Source organism: Synechococcus sp. CBW1108 (genome assembly GCF_015840335.1).
Lineage (GTDB): Bacteria > Cyanobacteriota > Cyanobacteriia > PCC-6307 > Cyanobiaceae > Cyanobium_A.
Genome location: NZ_CP060395.1, coordinates 3,091,499 through 3,111,952, shown reverse-complemented (window position 1 = coordinate 3,111,952; position 20,454 = coordinate 3,091,499). Strand labels below are relative to the sequence as shown.

Here is a 20,454-nt window from a genome sequence, read left to right as displayed (position 1 = left end):
TCGCATCATGACAGAACTGCAGCCTTTTTCCCATCCAGCTTCTGTAGGCATCCGCCCTGGGCCGCGTCAGGACATGCGCAGCACAGTGTATGAGTTTTAAGCGTCAATTCGCTTAGTAAAAGAACTGGTGCATGATTTTCATGCACAGGTCGTGGCCTGTGGTGGCGCACAAGAGGGGCTCGGCCGTGAATGGCTTAGCCGAACGCGTAAGCGAATGCGACCGATTGAACGGGATTGTGAGTAGACATCCCCCACTACCACCTCCCCCCTGTGGCCAACTCCAACCCAGCCGGCAATGGTGATGGCGGCTATGACCCTGAGGCGATAAAGGCCGGGATCCTGCAGGAATTCGCGGATCTGAAGCACACCGTCCAGTCCTTCGGGGTTCAGGCGATCAAGGACGGCACCTGGTTCAACAAGTTCCTCATGAGCTGCCTGGGCAGCTACGAGCGCAAGGTGATGGAACAGGGCGGGGCCGCCTACCTGCGGGGCAAGTACCCCGGCCTCCCCACCGATGCGATTGCCGGCAAGCTCTGCGAACTGGCAGAAAAAAACGCAGCCATTGCCGGTGGGCTCTCAGGGGCCACGGCCAGTGCAGCGGTGCTCACCGCCGGAGTGGGCTTGCCGGCCGCGATTACGGCGGTGATGGCGGAGGTGTTCTACACCGTGCGCCTGCAGCTGCGTTTGGCGTTTGACCTCCACCTTGTGTACGACATCCCCTTGGCTGCCGACGACCCGGAGGAGCTCACCAGGCTCTTCGCCGTGGTCTACGGGGTGAAGGTGGCTGAAGTGGGGGGCCTGTGTCTCAAGGCCTTGGGGCCGGAGGTGGCGCGGGCCCAGCTGTTTCGCCTGATCCACGGCAACACTCCGCTGATCCAGGCCGCAGCGGGCACGGTGCTCGGCCCCAGGATCGCCAAGCAGGTGACCCAGAAGGCGATCCTCAAGACGGCCGTGCCGATCGTGGGCGTGGGGATCTCAGCGGGTTGGAACTACGCCACCACACGGGTGATGGGAGCGCGGGTGCGCCATGGCGTGCGCGTGTCGGCTGCGTTGCGGGAGGAGACCCGGCGGCTGCAGGGGCAGATCGGCCGTAATGAACAGGCGGAGGTGGCGGTGCTCGAGGGCCTGATGGCCCTGGCTCTGGCCGACAGGAACTTCGATGACAAGGAACGGGAGGTGTATCTCACCTTCCTCAAGCAGCTGGCCCTGCCGGAGGAGGAGCTGCAGCGGCTGGCGGAGAAGGTCAACGCCGATCTCGATGGGGCCTGCGCGTCGTTGCGTTCGATACAGGTACCTGCCAACCGGGAATCCGTGGCGCGCTGCTTTTGCCTGATCGCGGCGGCCGATGGCGAGCTGCAGGCCGCTGAAGAGGGGGTACTGGCTCGGCTGTTGGAGGCCCTCGGCCATGAGCAGCTGCTGGAGGAACAGCCCGAGTTGGCCAAGCGGTTCCGCAGGGAGGATGGCACCTTTGATCAGGCGCTGTTTGCTGCCGGGGATTTTGCCAGTCGAGCCGGAGCGAAGGTGGGAGAAGCTCTGGGCTGGGCGGGCAAGCTCTTCAACAAGGACAAGCCAGCGGAGGCGGACGCCGCAGCGGTGGTCTTCGAGGCGACGGTGGAGGAGAAAACCAATGAGGTGATCCTGGCCGGGATGGAGCGGCTCACACAGCGGTTTGCGGCTGGGGAGCTGAGCCAGGATGAGTACAAGGTTCAATTCGCGGTGCTGGTGGAGCAGCTGAAGAAATGAAGTACGAACCGATCATCAAACTCTCACTCAAGAGCCACTCGGAGCTAACCGAGCGATGGGTCCAGGACCGCATTGCCGAAAACCCTCAGATCCTTGGGCTGGGGGATGTGGTGCTCAAGGACAAGGAGCGCATCCAGCCCAGGGCGGGCCGACTGGATTTGCTTCTCCAGGACGCGGAGGCCAGCCACCGCTACGAGGTGGAGGTACAGCTCGGGAAGACCGATGAATCTCACATCATCCGCACGATCGAATACTGGGACATCGAGCGAAAGCGCTATCCCCAGTACGAGCACACGGCGGTGATCGTGGCAGAGGAGATTACGGCCAGATTCCTCAATGTGATTTCCCTGTTCAACGGCACCATTCCCCTGATCGCGATCCAGATGAGTGCGGTGCAGCTCTCAGGCACAGTGTCTCTGCTGTTCACCACCGTGCTGGATGAGGCTCGCTTCGGGCTGGTGGATGAAGACGAAGAATTGCAGGAAGTGACCGATCGCGCTTACTGGGAAGCAAGAGGTTCAAAAGCAACAGTAGCAATGGCCGATGAAGTGTTGAAATTGGTAGCTGAGTTCGCTCCAGGGCTAGGAGTGTGTCGCTCGTAGCGCCGCCGCTCACGCCATCCAGCGCAGCTCGGCACTTCTTTCTTTACCGTCTTCCTTTGAATTTCGGACGCGGTTCGCTGACTTCTGCTCAGCCGTGGGGGTCTGCCCCCCTATCCCGTTGCCATCGCCTCCTGCAGCCTCTGTTTCTTCAGGTGGCGCCACAGCTTGTTGAGGTTGTGGGTTGTTCCCCAGAGCATCCATTCCCCATTCACCTTGGCCAGCCCGCGCAGCAGGAAGCGCCGCAGCCCTCGCACTTCTTTGGTTTGACCAAACACCGGCTCCACGATCGTTTTGCGCTTGGCGTAGATCTCTCGGCCTTCTTTCTTGCGTAGCTTGCGGGCCATCTTGCCTTTGGCATCCAGCCCCTTGGGGATCGGGCCATAGATCGGTGGTAATGGCTGACCGTGCGGCAGCCTGCCCGTCGCGATGTGGGGGTCGGTGCCTCGCTTTTCGCAGGCAGAAACGTTGTCCTCACTCCAGTAGCCCGCATCAGCAATGAACGTCCTGGGCACCTGGGTGGTGTTGGCCATGGTGCGCTCCAGCATGGGCACCAGGTGCTCTGGATCCGGCGGTTGGTTGCTGACGCCCATCGCCACGATCACCTGGTGATCGCCATCGACGGCCGCTTGGCAGTTGTAGCCCTGCAGCAGGTTGCCGTCGCTTTTCATGATGTGGCTGTCTGGATCCGTGTAGTTCCGCTGCGCAGCGGCTGTGGGGCTGCCATCGGCCCGATGGGCCAGGCCGCGATAAGGCATGGCGTCAGCCGGCTGAGGATCCAATCCTTCCGGCTCAAGGCCTGCCTCCTGGGCCTTCTCGATCGCTAGCTCCTTGGCGGCCTCTGCTTTCTCCTGCGCCTTGGCTGCTTTGCCAGCCAGCTTCTGCTGTTCGCTGGCATCCGCTACTGCGGCATCGGCAGCAGCAGCAGCATCCGCCACCGCAGCTTCTGCCTCTGCTGCCTGCTTGGCGCGATCACGGGCAGCGGCGGCCGCTGCTTCTGCCTCCAACGCTTGTCGGGCATGGCGGATCTTCTTCAGCCGGTCCTCGCGCCGCCGCAGCTCCTTGGGCAGATCACTGCCCAGCTTGCCTTTGCCGTACTTGCCGTCTTCCTGCGCATCAAGGATCTCGGCCCGGCGCATCAGCTCCTTGATCTCCTTCTCGAGCTGCGCCTCGGCTTTGAGCATCCGCTCGTGGCTCATCGCTTTGTGTTTGGAGGCATTGGCCTGCACCTTGGTGCCGTCCAGCGCCACATGGCCCAGGCTGACCATGCCGGCCGCCTGACAGAGGCGCAGGATCTGAACGAACAGCTCGCTCAGGGCCTCAAGGTTGCGGCGCCGGAACTCACTGATCCGGCTGTGGTCCGGCTGCTGGTTGCCGGTAAGCACCCGGAAGGCCAGATCCTCGTAGCAGGCCCGCTCAATCTTCCGGGAGGAGACCGTGCCCACGCAGTAGGCGTAAAGCAGCAATAGCGTCATCATCCTGGGGTCGAAACCCTTCTCGCCACGGGGATCTTTGCTCTGGGCAGGGATCACGATCGCCGACAGATCCAGCTCATCGACCAGATCGAGCAGGAAATACACCTGATGGTCAGCGGTCAGCCAGTCACTCGGTGAGGCCGGCAGCAAGGAGGTCTGCTCCGGCTGCCAGGGACGAAAGGTCTTGCGCTTCTGCATGCCCCATTTTATCGCCCAGATCCACTGCTGTCACTGGGATCAGGGCAGATTTGGATACGTCTGTGGAGTGTCGCTGGGTGATCTACGCGCAACAGCCTCCTAGAGCTGAAATACAACAAGTTTTATATCGGTTTGGCCACAAATGGTCAGCCCAATAACTTCGTCCAGTTCAGGCCACAGAAGAACGCCTTGAGAGTGGAGGTGCGATTGCCACAATCCCAGGAAACGGAAGCCGCTATCGAGGCCTCTGAGTTAGACGTGATGGACTATGACAAGCGGTGGGGGCGATACCGATTGCGGCTCAGTAAGGGAGAGATAGTCACATACTCTGAGGTTCTCAGCGAACTAGTTAAGAAGGCTTATCTCGCCGCGGGCAAAGCTGATGAGTAGCAGCCAGGTCGGACATTGCTCTGGCGAGGAACTAAGGCAAACCCATCGCTTCTTGAAAATCCAGCTAGTGACTCTGCACTCTCGTTGGCACGAGTACAAGAGTTTATTTGGACACTCCAAGGAGCGAGTTGACCTCCTTAATCAGTGCGCTGGTGGCTTTTTTCATGCTGTGCAGTTTGCCTTGCTCCAGCAGATCGAGCTATCCATAGTGCGACTGCTAGATCCTGCAAGGCAAGGCTATAGCAATATGAACATGACTTTTTCTCGGCTAGTTCAGTTGGCCGAAGCGATGTTCCAGGAGAATCAGACGATTCACCTGTATGGGAAGCTCCAACTTGCCCATGACTGCTCCAAGCGACTTAAGAGCCGCAGGAACAAAGCGGTTGCCCATCTTGATGTTGATGCAATCCAGAAAGAGGACCAATCAGTTCTTGAATGGCCTCGCATTGAGGAGGTTGATGCCTCCCTTAACGCATTAACCGGACTGGCTAATGCTTACGAGCAGCTGGCCGGTTTGCCAATCATGATTTACGACGCCGCAGACATTCGCGCTGGATCTGAGGCTTTGGTCGGTCACCTCGACAATTCACTTCGGCTTAAAGAGCTTGTTCGCGATGGGTTCCTAAGTCAGGAGCTGGCCTATCCGACGCGATTCCGTTCAAAGAACTCCCAAGCCACCCGATAGTCCTGCACCCGATCACAGAGATCAAACGGTGCCTCATAGGTGATCGTGCGCTCCACAGGCCCACCAGGCAGCGTGTCATCAACGATCGTGCGGGAAACCGTGCCGGTCTTCATGTCGGCGATGTCCTCCCAGCCGGTCGTTTTGTTGGCGCCACGGCCTGAACCCTTGCGGGGAAAACCGACGCCGGTGAGTCCCTTGCTGGCGGTGAACACGATGCGGCCATTGCGGTCGTACCAGGTGTCGCGTTCGTATTGCTGCATCACCGGAAACTGCACGCGATAGATGGTGATCAGTTCATCGAGCGTGAGCTTGAGGGCCTGGGCCACCAGCACATCGATCTCCACCAAGGCTTGGCGGCGGGCGTAATCGGTGCGCAGGGCACAATCACGCTGCCAGATGGGAGTGAGATTGCTGAAGAAGCTGTTAAGCAGGCGTGGATCGTCTTTGGCCCAGCGTTGCTGGCGGAAGAATTCGACCCAGCACTCGCTCCAGAGATCGGCGTAGTGGGTGGTGAGGCAGTTCAGAGTTAACATCCTGGCGTGCAATGCACTATCGCTAACCAATTCAAACTCGGGCATGGGTATCTGCCTGGCCAGTTCATTTCTGATATCACTCTTGCCGGTAGTCTTCACAAAGAAATCGACTGGAACTGATGCAGATACAGATGCAAGTCGTATTGACTGATTCACTCTGCACGTGGTCACGCTCAGTGCACCCGCGATGTGTGCAGCGCCACGGGGTATGAGTGTAGGGATCAGGGTCCTTTCCCCTGACTGGCTGAGTTGCCTCCGAAAAAAGATTCTTGGGTATTCCGTCACCGGCTTCTTCTCCCCCCACGGCACCCGAGGAGTGCGGGCGCGGTATTCAGCAGGCGAAACATCCCGCAAGTAGTTGGTGCGTGGGAGATAGTTGTCGGGCAGGGCAGCAAGATCAAGACAATCAAATGCTTGATTACTAGAGCAAACTGTCCTAGGTGTCTTGTACAGTGGAGAAGCCACATAAAATTGTGGGCCACACAAGATCAGCTCGGAAATAGTGTCGGGGAAGTTGGTGTCTCGCCGGATAGTGCCTTCTTTCTGAGCATTGGTTTCATGCCACATCTCCAGCGCGATGTATTCCCCATGGAGATCGCCAAGCCGCCTGGGTACACTTGCAAACTTTTCCAGCACGCTTATGAGCTGATGCGTATGAATTGACGGTAGTCGAGCCTCGTAAGCAGAAGTCCCAGCCTCATCATACAATTGGGCAAAAAGTTGAAGCTCGGCAATGCCGACAGAAACTGCACGCGATGGATGGCCACTTAGGATCCATTTGCCGCTCTCATCTTTGATTCCCGGAACGGACAAACCTGTCACCCCCTCTTGCATGCAGGCCTGAAGAGTCTTCGGATGCAATAGATTTGCAATTGTAATAAACTTACGGCTCTCATCAGCGCCTGAGCGCTTTTGATAAATGTTGATACTATAGCGAGTTTCATCATGCACTTCGGAAAATAAGAATAGCTTATTCTGAAATTGAAAATGCCAACGGAGCGATCGCAAAAGAGTGGCTCGAAGTGCTTTGCCTTTTGGGTCGTCATACACCCCCTCCGGATGCAAAAACCCCTGAACCCCCTGTTCGGAGGCCGCCCGCCAGGCTTGCGGCAGAAAGCACTTATAGAGATTCGTCTGGCTGCCCTTCAATAGCGGATAATTGCCCACCGCATTTAGAAATGCCTGACTACCGTTCTGCCCCTCAAACTCTTCCAGATAGGCCGCCCGCAGATCTGGATGGACGGCAAATGCGTCATTCCTCCGCTTCGCCAGTTCGCTGGCACTCACCTTGCGGATCAGCACCATCGGGTCGGCATCACCGATCACGCCTTTCTCCTCCCACTCCACCTTCAGCCAGGGTGGGTTGCCCACGATCAGATCAAAGCCACCGCCCTTGAGCAGATCGGCGAATTCCAGATCCCAGTGCAGCGGCCGGATGCGCTCGCGCACCGCTTCCACCTGGCGCAGGCGCTCAAACTCGGCCTTGAGCTTCTCCACATCCACAAAGCCGTGGCGGTCGGAAAAGTCCACCGCAAGTTGCCTGGGTTGCGTGTCGGCAAATAAATTCCCCTGGCCCAGCTCGGGCGTCACGCCCTGCTCTAGATCACCCAGGATCATGCTCAGCTCCAGCAGCCAGGTATCGCGGCTGGGTAATGAACCTGCCTCGTTGATTGGCCAGAACCAAAGCGCACTCCAGTAGTCCATCGCCCACTTCAGCCGCAGGCGGGCATTGGTGTTAGCCACATCACGGCCATTTACCTCCTGCTCTTGGATGCGGTCTTTGAGTTCCAGCGATGTCCAGGCAACGTCGTTTGCTCCAGTTGTTTCGCTCTCTGGCCATACCGGCAGCGGATCGGTAGTGCGCAGGCGTAACTGTTTCTGCTGCTCGGCCCAGGCCTTCCATAGGTCATCCACCAGCTTGCTAAGCCGCAGCAAGTGGGAAATCTGGGACTCACTGAACGCCTCACCCACAAACGCCTTGTTCCAGCGCTGGCAGCGCTCGATGGCCTCTGGCTCCAGCTCCTTAATCACCTTGCCTTTGTAGGCAGCCATGCCCGGATCGGGCAGCAGGAAGTGGAAGATTGCACCTTCCGGCAGTTCCACATCCCAGGCCAGCTCCTCTGGAGCGTGTTCATGCCAGAGCTTGCTGGGCTTCGCCTTCCGACCACTACCCGTGGGTAGCTGGTTCACCCGGTAGATCTGGCGCCTGGCACCGATCAACGAGTTGCCGCACACCAGCTGCTGGCTGAACCAAGGCACAAACGCACGCCCGTTCTCTGGCGTAAAGATGCTGTTGAGCCAGAGGCTCACCTCAGCCAGCTCAACCGCTACCGGGTTGAGGTCAATGCCGAAAACGTTCTGATCGGCCAGGCGCATCTTCACCTTTTGGAGTTCGGTGGCGAACTGCTCGTGGGGGATACTCCGTCCGGTTTCCTGCTGGCGCAGCTCTAGGTAGGCCTGGGCCAGCTGGTTCACCACTTCGTTCAAGAACGCGGCTGAACCCATTGCTGGCTCACATACCTTGAGCTGCAGAATCTCGGCTGCTGTTTTACCTGGCAGCAGCTCTTTGAGCGCATATTTCACCAGGCACTGGGTGAGCGATTCGGGCGTGTAGTAGCTGGCGCTTTTTTCGCGGTCGCGCCCGGCCAACCTGTAGATGAAGCTGCCCTTGGGGTGACACCTGGGTTTACCGGTGTCTTTCTCGGCCACTATCTCTTCTGCCATATAGGCCTTGAGCTGCTCGGCCGTTACGAAGTGACCCACTTCCAGCTCGTTGTGCTCCTGGCCGCTGGCAATGGCGCTGTCTGTGTCATCGCCTCCTTCTTCGTTGCTGTTTCCTGGTTCGTCGTCGTCATCGCTGGCGGCTGCTTTGTCCTTCTTGGGGGCGGGTTGCACTTCAAACAGGTCTTCTTCTGCAAAGAAGCCCCGAAAGCTCAGCAGCGCCTCATACACAGCACCCAATTGGTTGATGCCCAGCTGGGAGTAACTCACCCGGCCGCGCCTTTTGCCCTTGCCTTCCTTGGTGAGCGACATCAGCTCGATCACCTCGCGAAGCACCACGTTGCGGAAACGCACGCGGGTGAGCGCAGGCATGCGCTCGGGGTCAAACAGGTGCGCCTTCAGGGGTGTGAGGCGGAAGCTGTCGTGAAAGGGGTCGCCGGCATCGGCTATCGGCAGCTGGGCTGTGGCGTCCTCACGTTTGGGGTAGCCCTCCCAGATCATCTGGAACAGCCGATCCAGTGAGTCGCTGATGTAGGTGCCTTCTTTGTCTTCCTCGCTGCCGAGCTCGGCGGTGTCCATCTCGCGCAGGCTTTCGAGGCTGTAGCCGAGGCGATACACGTCACTGCCCATCGGCGCATAGCCCAGATCGGGCCGGCTCTCGATATAAAAGAGAAACAGCAGCCGGTACATGTACCGCAGGCACTCCAGCGTCAGCTGGTCGGCGTCGGTCTTGCCCTTGAACACGCCTTCGCTTTTGCTGCGGCGCCAGTGGATCGCCTCATTACCGAGCAGCTCGATCGATTTGCGCAGGGCGTACTTGAGATCGCCGCTTACCTCATAGGCGTGCTTATGGCTGTTCTCGTCCAGCTCATCAAGCAACGGTGTGCCGCCGCCTGTGGGGCAGGTGTGCTCGCGGTGCAGCAACGTGGCCGCCGCCAGCACCGCATCGGGGTTGTTCTCGCCCAGCAGCGTATCGAGCTCAAAGCGCAGCAGCCGTGAGGCCGCCCATTTCTGCCGGTCGATCAGCAGCAGCTGGTCGCGGCTCACCGCTAACACCCAGCGCGGCGGAATGTCCTGCGCGAAGATTCGCTCGGAGATCAGTTCCTCCCAGGTTTCCCCCTCCAGGACCATTCCGAGGGATGGGTCGTTGATCTGGCAGGCCCAGTTCGTCGCGATCGTGAGCTCGAGCGGGTCTGCGGGCTCATCGCTGGGGTTGAAGCACTCCACCACCCACAGCCAAGGCTCGCCCTTGGCGTTGTTCACCTCCGCCAGAAGAGGGATCTGGTAGGGCTCACCACCGATCAACACCGGTTCGGGCTTGGGGGCGTAGGGGTAGCCCAGGGCCTGCATCAGAGGCTGGAAGAACAGCTCACGCTGGAGCCGCAGGCGCTCGGCTGGGTCGTTTGCAATTCCCAGCTCGGCCTCGCGCAGTTTCTGCCAGGGTTTGCGCAGCCCCTTGAACAGCACCTCCGGTGTGGAGACATCTGAGGTGGGATCGGCCTGGAGCTGGGCCGTGGCCTCTTCAGCCCAGCGCTCGCGCACCTTCTTGATGTCGTTCGTCAGAACGCTCTCGAGGTAGTGGGCGGAATAGAACTCGTTGGCGTTGCTGATGCCTGGTAGTGCCATGGATCAAGCCTCCCGATGCAGCACGGCCACTACCTTCAGGTAGGGCGCGGGTTCGATGGTCATCACTTCATTCACAAAGCGTTCGTGGTCGTCGAAACGCACGTCGATCGCCTTCTGCTGGGCCAGGCGCCGCTTCTCCTTGATCTGCTGCGGGCGCTGATCATTGGCGTAGCTCAGCTCCAGCTGCTCCACCTGGCGGCCTCGCAATCGCTTCAGGCGTTCACGCTGGGCCTGAAGCTCCGGTTGCATGCGGGCGGTCCAGCGTTCGGCGCAGCGCATCAGATAGTCGTTGGCCTTGCCAACGGCATATGGCAACTGCTTGCGCAGATGCTCGGGGATGGCGTCATTGGGGTTGGCATAGGGCTTGCGGCCCAACTGCAACCGCTCGGCCACCGCCTCGAACGCCTCCACGTCCACCACGTTCAGGCCCGTTCCGGCGAAGCGCACCGCCACCCACTCCTGAACAACCGGCACCCCCTTCTGGTTGGGGATCGTGCCCTGAAACACCATCACCACCTCACCGGGCTCTAGGAGTGTGTCGCTCGTAGCGCCGCCGCTCACGCCATCCAGCGCAGCTCGGCACTTCTTTCTTTACCGTCTTCCTTTGAATTTCGGACGCGGTTCGCTGACTTCTGCTCAGCCGTGGGGGTCTGCCCCCCTATCCCGTTGCCATCGCCTCCTGCAGCCTCTGTTTCTTCAGGTGGCGCCACAGCTTGTTGAGGTTGTGGGTTGTTCCCCAGAGCATCCATTCCCCATTCACCTTGGCCAGCCCGCGCAGCAGGAAGCGCCGCAGCCCTCGCACTTCTTTGGTTTGACCAAACACCGGCTCCACGATCGTTTTGCGCTTGGCGTAGATCTCTCGGCCTTCTTTCTTGCGTAGCTTGCGGGCCATCTTGCCTTTGGCATCCAGCCCCTTGGGGATCGGGCCATAGATCGGTGGTAATGGCTGACCGTGCGGCAGCCTGCCCGTCGCGATGTGGGGGTCGGTGCCTCGCTTTTCGCAGGCAGAAACGTTGTCCTCACTCCAGTAGCCCGCATCAGCAATGAACGTCCTGGGCACCTGGGTGGTGTTGGCCATGGTGCGCTCCAGCATGGGCACCAGGTGCTCTGGATCCGGCGGTTGGTTGCTGACGCCCATCGCCACGATCACCTGGTGATCGCCATCGACGGCCGCTTGGCAGTTGTAGCCCTGCAGCAGGTTGCCGTCGCTTTTCATGATGTGGCTGTCTGGATCCGTGTAGTTCCGCTGCGCAGCGGCTGTGGGGCTGCCATCGGCCCGATGGGCCAGGCCGCGATAAGGCATGGCGTCAGCCGGCTGAGGATCCAATCCTTCCGGCTCAAGGCCTGCCTCCTGGGCCTTCTCGATCGCTAGCTCCTTGGCGGCCTCTGCTTTCTCCTGCGCCTTGGCTGCTTTGCCAGCCAGCTTCTGCTGTTCGCTGGCATCCGCTACTGCGGCATCGGCAGCAGCAGCAGCATCCGCCACCGCAGCTTCTGCCTCTGCTGCCTGCTTGGCGCGATCACGGGCAGCGGCGGCCGCTGCTTCTGCCTCCAACGCTTGTCGGGCATGGCGGATCTTCTTCAGCCGGTCCTCGCGCCGCCGCAGCTCCTTGGGCAGATCACTGCCCAGCTTGCCTTTGCCGTACTTGCCGTCTTCCTGCGCATCAAGGATCTCGGCCCGGCGCATCAGCTCCTTGATCTCCTTCTCGAGCTGCGCCTCGGCTTTGAGCATCCGCTCGTGGCTCATCGCTTTGTGTTTGGAGGCATTGGCCTGCACCTTGGTGCCGTCCAGCGCCACATGGCCCAGGCTGACCATGCCGGCCGCCTGACAGAGGCGCAGGATCTGAACGAACAGCTCGCTCAGGGCCTCAAGGTTGCGGCGCCGGAACTCACTGATCCGGCTGTGGTCCGGCTGCTGGTTGCCGGTAAGCACCCGGAAGGCCAGATCCTCGTAGCAGGCCCGCTCAATCTTCCGGGAGGAGACCGTGCCCACGCAGTAGGCGTAAAGCAGCAATAGCGTCATCATCCTGGGGTCGAAACCCTTCTCGCCACGGGGATCTTTGCTCTGGGCAGGGATCACGATCGCCGACAGATCCAGCTCATCGACCAGATCGAGCAGGAAATACACCTGATGGTCAGCGGTCAGCCAGTCACTCGGTGAGGCCGGCAGCAAGGAGGTCTGCTCCGGCTGCCAGGGACGAAAGGTCTTGCGCTTCTGCATGCCCCATTTTATCGCCCAGATCCACTGCTGTCACTGGGATCAGGGCAGATTTGGATACGTCTGTGGAGTGTCGCTGGGTGATCTACGCGCAACAGCCTCCTAGACCATCGCTCAGCTGGAGCACGGGTGCGCAGTGTCGCTGGAAGCTGATCTGGCCGCGGTCGGCGAGCCAATCCACCAGCGGGTGCAGATCCCAGAGATATTCCAGCTCCGGGCGGCTGGAATCCTGGCGGCGGCTCTGCTCGAGGGCTCGCTGCAGGGCGGCCACCTCCGTGGAGAGCACCAGGCGCTGGCCCCGGGGCGGCTGCAGCTCCCGTGGATAGCGGTCGTAGCGGCGCTGCAGATCGCTGGGCGGGGTGATCTCCAGACGCTGTTGATCGGCGTCGGCGCGGAGATCCAGCTTCTCGCCGCGGCGCTCCATCTGCTCGGCCACCGCCTCCAGTGCCGCATCCACGTAGTTCCACAGGCTGGAGAACAGGCTGAAGGGTTGGCGCTGCTGCACCTGGATGTCCGTGGAATCAGACTCGGAGTCCTGCCCATCCGTTCCATAGAACTCGTCGAAAATGCTGTCAGCGCTGCTCTTTGTCAGGAAGCGCTTCGCCTTCTCATCCATCCGCTGCTCAAGCGCATCCAGGGAGCCGCTCTCATACGCCCGGCTGATCTCCTCCTCCTCGCCAACAGGGTCGTAGACGCCCAGAAACACCGCCGGATCGCCGATGTTCTGCTGGGCCTGCTCGTCTTTGCGCTTGAGCAGGCGCAGCACCTTCTCGGCATCACCCATGCCCTCGCTGCGGGAGCAGCTGAGCAGGTAGCGGATCTGGGGTTGCTGAGTCTGCCCGTAGCGGTCGATGCGGCCATTGCGCTGTTGCAGCGTCATCAGCGACCAGGGGATATCCACGTGCACCAGCCGGTGGCTGAGGTAGTGCAGGTTGAGGCCCTCGGAAGCCACCTCGGTGGCCACCAGGATCCGCACGGCCTCTTTCTCCTGGGCGAACTGCTCGACCACACGCGTCTGCTCCACATCGGGCATGGCGCCATCGAGCCCCACCACCGCGCCGGTGGGCAGGCCCAGGTCGTCAGCCAGGTGCTCCACCAGGAAGCGCTGGGTTTCGCGCCTGCCGGTGAACAGCACGATCCGGTCCCTGGGGTCCTTGCCGCTCCACTTCCAGTCGGTGCGGATCAGCAGAAGCAGGCGCTGGTATTTGGAGAAGTCAGCCGGGCCGATCGCAGCCAGCAGGGGCTCCAACTCTTCCAGGGCCGCCTGGTCGGCAGGGGCCGGGCTGGCGGCGGCCGCCAGGCGCTTGAGCCGGTTGCGCACCGTCTCCAGGGCTGCCATCGGGCTGGAGAGCAAGCTCTTGGCCAGGGTGGTCTTGAAAAGCTGGCCGGCCTTGGCCTTGGCATCGCTGTCAGGGAGCTTGAGGTCTTTGAGCAGGGCGAACACCCGCTCCTCCCGCTCGCTTGCCGCACACTCCACATCGGCGGTGTCGCGCTCCTTGACGCTGCTGCGCAGGTCAGCGATCACGTCTTTGCGGAAGCGCCGCACATACAGATCCTTGATGTCGTCCTTGGTGTACTTGCTCGGATCAGCGATGGCCGTTGGATCGAGCATGTTCATCAGGCTCGCGAAGCTCTCCGGCTTGCCGTCATGGGGGGTCGCTGACAGCAGGATCAGGGTTTCCGATCGTGTCGCCAGCCGCTCCGCCAGCCGCGCCCGCTGGCTCTTCTGGGCGCCGCGGGCCCGCTCGGCCACGTTCTGACATTCATCGATGACGATGATGTCCCAGCTGGCGTTGTCGAGATAGAAGCGGTAGTCCCGGTCGTTCTTGAGCGTGTCGACCGAAACAATCGCCTTGTCGTAGTAGTGAAACGGATTCTGGTTCGTCGGGATCTGCTCGCGGATCCGCTGGATCCCCACCGAATCGAGCCGCACCAGTGGGATCGAGAAGCGCGTCCAGAATTCCTTCTGGAACTGCACCAGCATGCTCTTGGTGGTCACCACCAGCAACCGCTTGCCCCTCCCGCGCCGGATGAGCTCGCTGCAGAGAATGCCGCACTCCAGCGTCTTGCCCAGTCCCACTGCATCAGCAATCAGCAGCCGCCTGCGCGGCATGGCCAGGGCCTTGGCGGCCGGCTCCAGCTGGTAGGGCAATGCATCCATCGCTGCCCGCTGGCCCACCACCAGGGCGTTGTCGGTAGGGACGGAGCGCCGCAGGTGGGCCTCTATAAACAGAAGGCTGTCGCGGTAGCGGGGCGACGGGTCGCTCACCAGGGCCGTGTCTTCCGGCTGCAGCACTTTGAAGCTGCCGGCCGCCTTCTCAACCTCGACCAGAAAGCGGGCTTCCTTTTCGCGCAGGAACGGCGAGACCCCCACCACGTCCACCACCTGTTGGCCATCGGAGCTGCGGCCGAGACTGCGCACCAGCCACTCGGCGCTGCGGCACTCGATGCGGGCACCGGGAGCGAGGACGGCGTCGGGCATCAGTGGCAATGTGCAGCTGTGTGCATGACTTCAGCTGGCGAAACCGCTAGCGAGGCAGCATGAGAGCCCCAGTCTGCGTCGCCTTGACGGCATTCGCTGTTGTTCTGCTGCGTCTGAAACCCTCATCACGACTGGCTTCCATGCAGATCCTGCATGGTTTGTGCCCTGGCGATCTGAACCCGCAGCAACCGCAGGCACTGCCGGGCCGCCCTGCTGTTCACGGCCCCTTGGGGCAGCAGCAACCAGAGCTGCTCAATCAAGGCTGGCTGGTCGGCCAGGGGCGTCAGGCTATGGGCCTCGATCCACCCAGACCCCAGCAGCTCCCTGCACACCGGCAGCGCCAGCGCCCGATCCCGCGCCCGCTTGATCCAGGCGGCCGGTTCCTGGCAGGCCCTCGGTTGCCGTTGCACCGAGAAGCCATGCCACTCCACGGCTTGGTGCAGCAGGGGTAGGGCGTCCTTGCCCGGAAGCAACACTCGCTTCGTGGTGGGTGTGGTGGTCACCAACTGCAGCGCTAGCTGCCCCAGCGGCAGCGCTGCGACCCCGTCCCATTGGGGTATCGACCCCGTGGGCAGCCGCCGCTCCAGGCAGAAGGAGCTAACGATCGCCCCATCCAGCAGCCCATGGCGCACCAGCTCGGCCCAGTGCCTGCCGCCGCGAAATCGCGCCGGCACCTGCTGCACCCCATCGATGCCCACCAACAGGGCCTGGTGGAGCAGGTCGGTGCCGATGCGCAGCAAACCTCCCATCAGCCGGTGGGCCCGATAGGCCAACCGCAGGTGCTTTAAGCATTCGTTGTGGCCAAAGCGGCAGACCTTTCTGCCCGGATCAGGCAACAGCTGGAACTGCTGCTGCATCAACTGCACGCTGCGGCACACGGTGCTCTGATGCACGGCAAGAGCGGCACCGGCCTTGGCCTGGGAACCGCAGAGCTCAAGAAAATCGAGGTTGTGCAGATCTTGCAAGGGAGTGGGCGGGGCATAGGCGCCCGTTGCCCTCCGGGGGGAGGAGCGGGCTGCGCTGCTGCAGGAGTGGGCCACGGGCTGCATGGATGTTGCTGAATGCAGCGTCAACGCAGCGGAGCCTGACAGGAGTGTTTTACGTGCGAAATAGTGGAGGGTCTCGCCCTGCTGCTGGTTGCCCATGGCGTTGCGCTGCCACCTGCTGATCGGCCAGCCCGCCAGCGGCAAAACCACCCTCGCCAACGCGTTGGCGCCCTTGCTCACCGGCCCGGGCGATCCGCCGGCCCAGGTGCTCTCCACCGACGTGATCCGCGCCGAAGTCTTTGGTGATGCAGCAGTGCAGGGCCCCTGGACCGACATCCAGCAGCGGCTGCACCAGCGCATTCAAGAGGCCGTGGCTGCGGGCACTCCGGTGATCGTCGATGCCACCCATGCCCGCCGCCCCTGGCGCCTGGCCATCACCCAGGCATTGCCGCTACCTGCGTCAGTGGAGTGGATCGGCTGGTGGCTCTACACCGATCTGCCCACCTCGCTGGAGTGGAACGGCCGGCGCGAGCGGGCCGTGCCGGTGCCAGTGATCCAGGAGATGGCCGCTGCCCTTGCCGATCCCTATTTCGGGCCGTGCCGGGCGGAGGGTTTCGCGGCGATCTGCGCCGTGGTGCCCACCCATCACGACGACCTGACGCCGGTGCTGCAGGCCGAACTTGCCGGGCTGGACCGGCGCATCCGCTCCGCCACCAACCGCGAACGCAAGTTGCAGCGCCACGGCTACTCGCGCCTGCTTGATCTCGAGCGGTTGCTTTATCTGATCAAGCTGCTGAGCACCTGGCCCGATCTGGCCGCCACCGACCCCGCCAACGCAGAGGAGCTCGAGGCAATCCTCTCGCCCCTGCCAGAAGGAGACCTGGCGGATCGCGCTGCTGCCTTTCTGGGCCGCATCCATGGCGCCTGCTACGCCGATGCTGCTGCCATCAGGGCTGACCTGGCCTGGCTGGAGGCCAATGGCTTCTGCAGTGCGGTGCCCAGTGCGGCGCCGATTCAGCTGGCGCCGATCCCCACAGCTCAGCGCGCAGGGGGCGCCATCCATGGCGGTCTGCCGCCGATGGGTGATGGGCCGGTGTTTCTACGGGTGATGACCCTGCTGCGTCATCTGCTGCAGGTGCCCTTTGATCGGCCGGCAGAGCGCGGCGCCAACCTGCACCAGCACCTGATCGCTGCCACCGAAACCATCCCCGGCGCCTACCTGCCCGGTGAAACGGCATCCCTGCGCAAGGACCTCGAGAAGATCCTCACCCCCTACGGCTTTCGCAACCGCAACGACAACGTGCGCCACGGCTACTGCCTGGGCACCGCCGTGCTCTCCCCGGCCAGGCTGCGGGAGGTGCACAACGTGGTGCAGCAGGCGGCCGGCCGCCTGGCCGATCCATCGGCGCAGGACCTGTTGGCCGAGCTGGATGAACGGCTGGGCTGGGCCGGCATCAGCGCCGATGGGCTGCCGCCTGTGCGCAGCTACGCCCGCCATGCCGTGGTGGATGCGGCCCTGGTGCGCCGGGATTCCCTGGCCGCACCGCGGCGGGCAGAAGCCATTGAGGCGGCGATTGTGGAACACCGCCGCGTGCTGCTGCAGCGCTACCCCGGCGTTGGCAGCTTTGCCGATAGCCCTGCTGGTGAGCTGCGGGTGTGGCCGCTGCAGCTGATCTTCCACAACGTCGGCTGGTATCTCCTCTACGAGGAAGACCAGGTGGGCCATGGGCAGGGGCTGATCCGCAGCGAGCGGCTCGATCGCCTGGCTTTGCGCAGCGGCGATGGTGGCTTTCGTCGCAGCAGCGAGGAGCATTCCGCCGCCTTGGGCCGGCTGGAGCGGTTACTGCACCAGAGCGGCGGCATTTATTTCGGCGCTGATCTGGAGCAGCAGCTGGCGATTGCTAGCCCCTCGGCCCAGCGCCGCAGCCAGGCGCTGATCACCCTGCGATTTTGCTGCGCCCCCTGGGCGTTTGCCTTTATCCGCGAGGGGCTGCAGCGCTACCCGATCGAGCACATCCGCTTCTCCAAGCCGCTGCCTGGTGATAGCTGGTGGCAACACCCCAAGGCACCGCACCTGCTGGAGCCCGGCCCTACCGACTCCAGCCATCCCTATCCGGTGGAGCTGGATTTACCGCCGTGGACCGTGGCCGCCGACATCGACCTGCGCAGCTGGCTATTTGCCTTTGGCGGCGGCATCCGCATTGAAAGACCAGATGCGCTCAGGCAGGAGCTGCTGCAGCGTTGCCGGGAGGCGATTGGGGCCAATGGCGACGGGCCTGCCGATCAATCCCCAGAAGCACAGCAGATCAGCGGCAACCGCCGCTTCTTCCCGAGCCGACTGCGCCGCGACTGAAGAGTCGCTGTAACGACAGATCAATAGGTTCCGCCCGATACAGCCAGCCGTCCCTGGTTCTGGCCATGGTGCTGGGGACAGCAAGGGAAATATGCAGGCAACCGGATCCCCTACTCGGCGTAGCAACGCAAACCAGGCCATCGAGCGCAAATACCGCCTGATCGATGGCAGTTGCGAGCCCCACCGGCAGCTTGACGGCCAATACAGCTCCCTGGATGAAGCCATTGCCGATGCCATTGCCTGGATCGGCGATCTCAGTGAGCCCGACCATCCCGCCAGCCTGATCGGCGTGGAGGTAACCAGCGGCAATGGCGACTGGCGCACCTGCCGCGTGCCGGGCCCGTTGCTCTGTCCGCTGCACCGCTGAGCCACCGAGCCCCTGCTCAAGTCCCTAACGGCTTCCAACAGAAACCCCCCGGCATGTGCGGGGGGTCTCCGGAGCGGCCGGGCATGGGGAGGCTGGCGCTCATGCCGGCACCTGCATCGCTTGTGCCTTGAATTCACTTTGAAAGCAACACTGGGGCAAGGCTGCTGCTGCGCAACAAATGCACACAACCCTTGGCTGTGCTTTTCAGCTCACTCCTCTTCGTCGCTGCCACCAACCGGCACCAGGCGGATCTGCTTTTTACCCAGCTTGATCTCAAACTCATCGCCGGGCTTGAGATCCAGCATGGCCGTGTAGGCCTTGCCCACCAGCAGGTTGCCGTTGAACTGGATCTTGGTGGTGTAACTCAGCTTGCGGCCGCCTTTGCCCGTGCCTCGCCCCGAGCCATCGGTGCCCAGGCTGACGCCCTTGGCGCCGAGCAGGGCTTCATAGAACGCCGTGAAGTTAAGGCGTTCAGAGCCATCCTTCTTGGTGCTCACATAGCCGCACTCACGCACGAGCTCTGATTTGGAGACATCACCAAGCTCTTTGACTTTGGCGAGCAGGTCGGGTCCGGTCAGCATGATGAATCTCTTAAGTAGGTAGACCAACTCTAATTACCAGGCAGGCTCATGCCTCTGAAGTTTCCCAACCGCCAGTCGACTCAAATCAGCCGATCCACCCACGCGGTGCGGTATTCCGAACCCAGGTGATGAGGCCCGAATCGATCAGTACGGCTCGCCCCTCTCTGGTTCCTTGCAATAGCGGCAATAGTCATTGCACCGGGGGCGAGTAAGGCCCATGCCCTACACACCCCGCCAATGCAACCGTCGCGATCAAAACCATGTTGAACCTCCGCTCTTCCTCCGCCTTTGATCTGGCAAGTCGCCTCGAGCAGCAGCTCAGCCAACAACTCCACAACGCTGAACGTGTGCCCGCCGCCGAGGTGCATGAAACCGCCGAGGCCTACGAAGTGGTGCTCGAGCTCCCCGGCGTCGACAAGGCCGCCATTGATGTGAAAGCCACCGACCGCAACCTCGTCATCAGTGCCGAGCGCCTCAGCCAGCGCCAGCTGCCTGAGCAGTCCGCCGAGGGTGGAGAGGCTCCCGCCCAGGCTGAGAAGGCCCACGCTCCGCTGTTAAGCGAATTCCGCTACGGCACTTGGAGCCGCAGCTTCCGCTTCCCACAGCCCATTGAGCGCGAGCAGCTCCAGGCCAGCTACCGCGATGGCCTTCTTACCGTCACCGCCCCTAAGGCCAACAAGGTGAGCACCGTCACCGTGAAGGTGGAAGGCTGAGGCCCGACTCGTGACCACCCCTGCCCCTGGCTCCTGCCGGGGGCTTTTGCTGGCAAGCAATCAGGTCAGGGTCAGTGGCGCAAGCTTTCACAGGCTTCCCCATCGCTGTTGCTGTCCAGGTAGCTGTGCCCCTGGCGCAGCAGCTCCTGGGCACGGGCATAGGAGCCGATCTCGTTGCAGCGGTAGCGGCGCCCGCCGGGGGTGGTCCCATCGGGGATGGCGGCGGAGCGGCGACCACGGCGGAAGTCCCAGGGGCGTGTGATCCCGCCTTCCACCTGCCAGACGCCAAAACGGCGCCGGCTCGCCCGGTGCTCGGCTTCCAGGTACTCCTTGGCATCACAGCCGCCCAGGTACTGGCGGTAAGCAAAGGCCTGGCCGTCTTCCACCATCGCCAGGTTGATGTTGATGTCCGAGATCACCTCGGCCACCGAGCGGCTGTAGCGATCGGTGGTCTTGACGTCGAGCCTCACCTCGCGCCCGACAGGCAGCCGCTGCTGGAGGTAGCTGCGAGCCTGCTGGCCATGGGGGCTCTGGGCGGTTTCAGGGGCATCGATACAGGCCAGTCGCACGGTGATGGCCTTGCCCGCCTGGCGGACGCGGATGGTGTCGCCATCACCAATGGAGAGCACCGTGGCCGTAACTCCCTCGGCAGCCACACCAGCCGGCCAGGCTAGGGCCGTCAACGCTGCCACAATCAGCAGGAAACCTATGCTCATAGCTGAAGCTTGCCTGAGCAGCTCTTTTATGCAGCTGCTGCATGGAATGGGAACTGCTCCTACTGGTTTCC

14 protein-coding genes are annotated in these 20,454 nt (G+C 62.1%); 6 read left to right on the top strand and 8 right to left on the bottom strand.

What is annotated here, in order from left to right; genetic code table 11:
• Window positions 1-270 precede the first annotated feature (270 nt).
• The gene (locus tag H8F27_RS16780; protein ID WP_197149676.1) at window positions 271-1,743 is read left to right on the top strand and encodes a TerB family tellurite resistance protein; all 1,473 of its coding nucleotides are present in this window, start codon (window positions 271-273) and stop codon (window positions 1,741-1,743) included.
• Window positions 1,740-2,345 carry a hypothetical protein gene (locus H8F27_RS16775; RefSeq protein ID WP_197149669.1) on the top strand — a complete coding sequence of 202 codons (606 nt, stop codon included), beginning with the start codon at window positions 1,740-1,742 and terminating at the stop codon, window positions 2,343-2,345. Before H8F27_RS16780 ends, H8F27_RS16775 begins: the two co-directional genes overlap by 4 nt.
• A gap of 110 nt (window positions 2,346-2,455) precedes the next feature.
• Here the strand turns inward: H8F27_RS16775 and H8F27_RS16770 are convergent, their stop codons facing one another.
• Window positions 2,456-4,015 (bottom strand): IS1182 family transposase, encoded by a 1,560-nt coding sequence (locus H8F27_RS16770; protein WP_197148363.1) that lies wholly within the window; start codon window positions 4,013-4,015, stop codon window positions 2,456-2,458.
• 382 nt (window positions 4,016-4,397) lie between these two features.
• Here H8F27_RS16770 and H8F27_RS16765 point away from each other — a divergent pair, with 382 nt between their 5' ends.
• The gene (locus H8F27_RS16765) at window positions 4,398-5,090 is read left to right on the top strand and encodes a hypothetical protein (protein ID WP_197149667.1); all 693 of its coding nucleotides are present in this window, start codon (window positions 4,398-4,400) and stop codon (window positions 5,088-5,090) included.
• Here H8F27_RS16765 and H8F27_RS16760 read toward each other — a convergent pair.
• From H8F27_RS16760 to H8F27_RS16740, 5 genes are all read right to left on the bottom strand, one after another.
• Window positions 5,045-9,970 (bottom strand): hypothetical protein, encoded by a 4,926-nt coding sequence (locus H8F27_RS16760; protein ID WP_197149665.1) that lies wholly within the window; start codon window positions 9,968-9,970, stop codon window positions 5,045-5,047. The genes H8F27_RS16765 and H8F27_RS16760 overlap by 46 nt on opposite strands.
• A gap of 3 nt (window positions 9,971-9,973) precedes the next feature.
• Window positions 9,974-10,531: a hypothetical protein gene (locus tag H8F27_RS16755; RefSeq protein WP_197149663.1), complete on the bottom strand. Its 558-nt coding sequence runs from the start codon at window positions 10,529-10,531 to the stop codon at window positions 9,974-9,976.
• A 97-nt stretch (window positions 10,532-10,628) separates the two neighbouring features.
• Window positions 10,629-12,188: an IS1182 family transposase gene (locus H8F27_RS16750; protein WP_197148363.1), complete on the bottom strand. Its 1,560-nt coding sequence runs from the start codon at window positions 12,186-12,188 to the stop codon at window positions 10,629-10,631.
• Between the two features lie 82 nt (window positions 12,189-12,270).
• Window positions 12,271-14,667, bottom strand: a complete 2,397-nt coding sequence (locus tag H8F27_RS16745; RefSeq protein WP_231596396.1) for a DEAD/DEAH box helicase — start codon at window positions 14,665-14,667, stop codon at window positions 12,271-12,273.
• 125 nt (window positions 14,668-14,792) lie between these two features.
• The gene (locus H8F27_RS16740) at window positions 14,793-15,707 is read right to left on the bottom strand and encodes a hypothetical protein (RefSeq protein ID WP_231596395.1); all 915 of its coding nucleotides are present in this window, start codon (window positions 15,705-15,707) and stop codon (window positions 14,793-14,795) included.
• Window positions 15,708-15,810: 103 nt separating this feature from the next.
• On the opposite strand from H8F27_RS16740, the gene H8F27_RS16735 reads away from it, so the two are divergent.
• Together H8F27_RS16735 and H8F27_RS16730 are read left to right on the top strand one after the other, a co-directional pair.
• Entirely contained in the window at window positions 15,811-18,006 is a 2,196-nt protein-coding gene (locus H8F27_RS16735) for an AAA family ATPase (protein WP_197149660.1), read from the top strand.
• A gap of 91 nt (window positions 18,007-18,097) precedes the next feature.
• Window positions 18,098-18,373 (top strand): hypothetical protein, encoded by a 276-nt coding sequence (locus H8F27_RS16730; RefSeq protein WP_197149659.1) that lies wholly within the window; start codon window positions 18,098-18,100, stop codon window positions 18,371-18,373.
• Window positions 18,374-18,582: 209 nt separating this feature from the next.
• Here the strand turns inward: H8F27_RS16730 and H8F27_RS16725 are convergent, their stop codons facing one another.
• Window positions 18,583-18,954, bottom strand: coding sequence for an AbrB family transcriptional regulator (locus tag H8F27_RS16725; protein WP_197149658.1), 372 nt, complete (start codon window positions 18,952-18,954; stop codon window positions 18,583-18,585).
• Between the two features lie 260 nt (window positions 18,955-19,214).
• Between H8F27_RS16725 and H8F27_RS16720 the strand changes: the two genes are divergently transcribed.
• On the top strand, window positions 19,215-19,667 hold the full coding sequence (locus H8F27_RS16720; protein WP_197149657.1) for an Hsp20/alpha crystallin family protein: 453 nt from the start codon (window positions 19,215-19,217) through the stop codon (window positions 19,665-19,667).
• Window positions 19,668-19,738: 71 nt separating this feature from the next.
• On the opposite strand, the gene H8F27_RS16715 is transcribed toward H8F27_RS16720, so the two are convergent.
• Window positions 19,739-20,383 (bottom strand): thermonuclease family protein, encoded by a 645-nt coding sequence (locus tag H8F27_RS16715; protein ID WP_197149656.1) that lies wholly within the window; start codon window positions 20,381-20,383, stop codon window positions 19,739-19,741.
• Window positions 20,384-20,454: the final 71 nt, after the last annotated feature.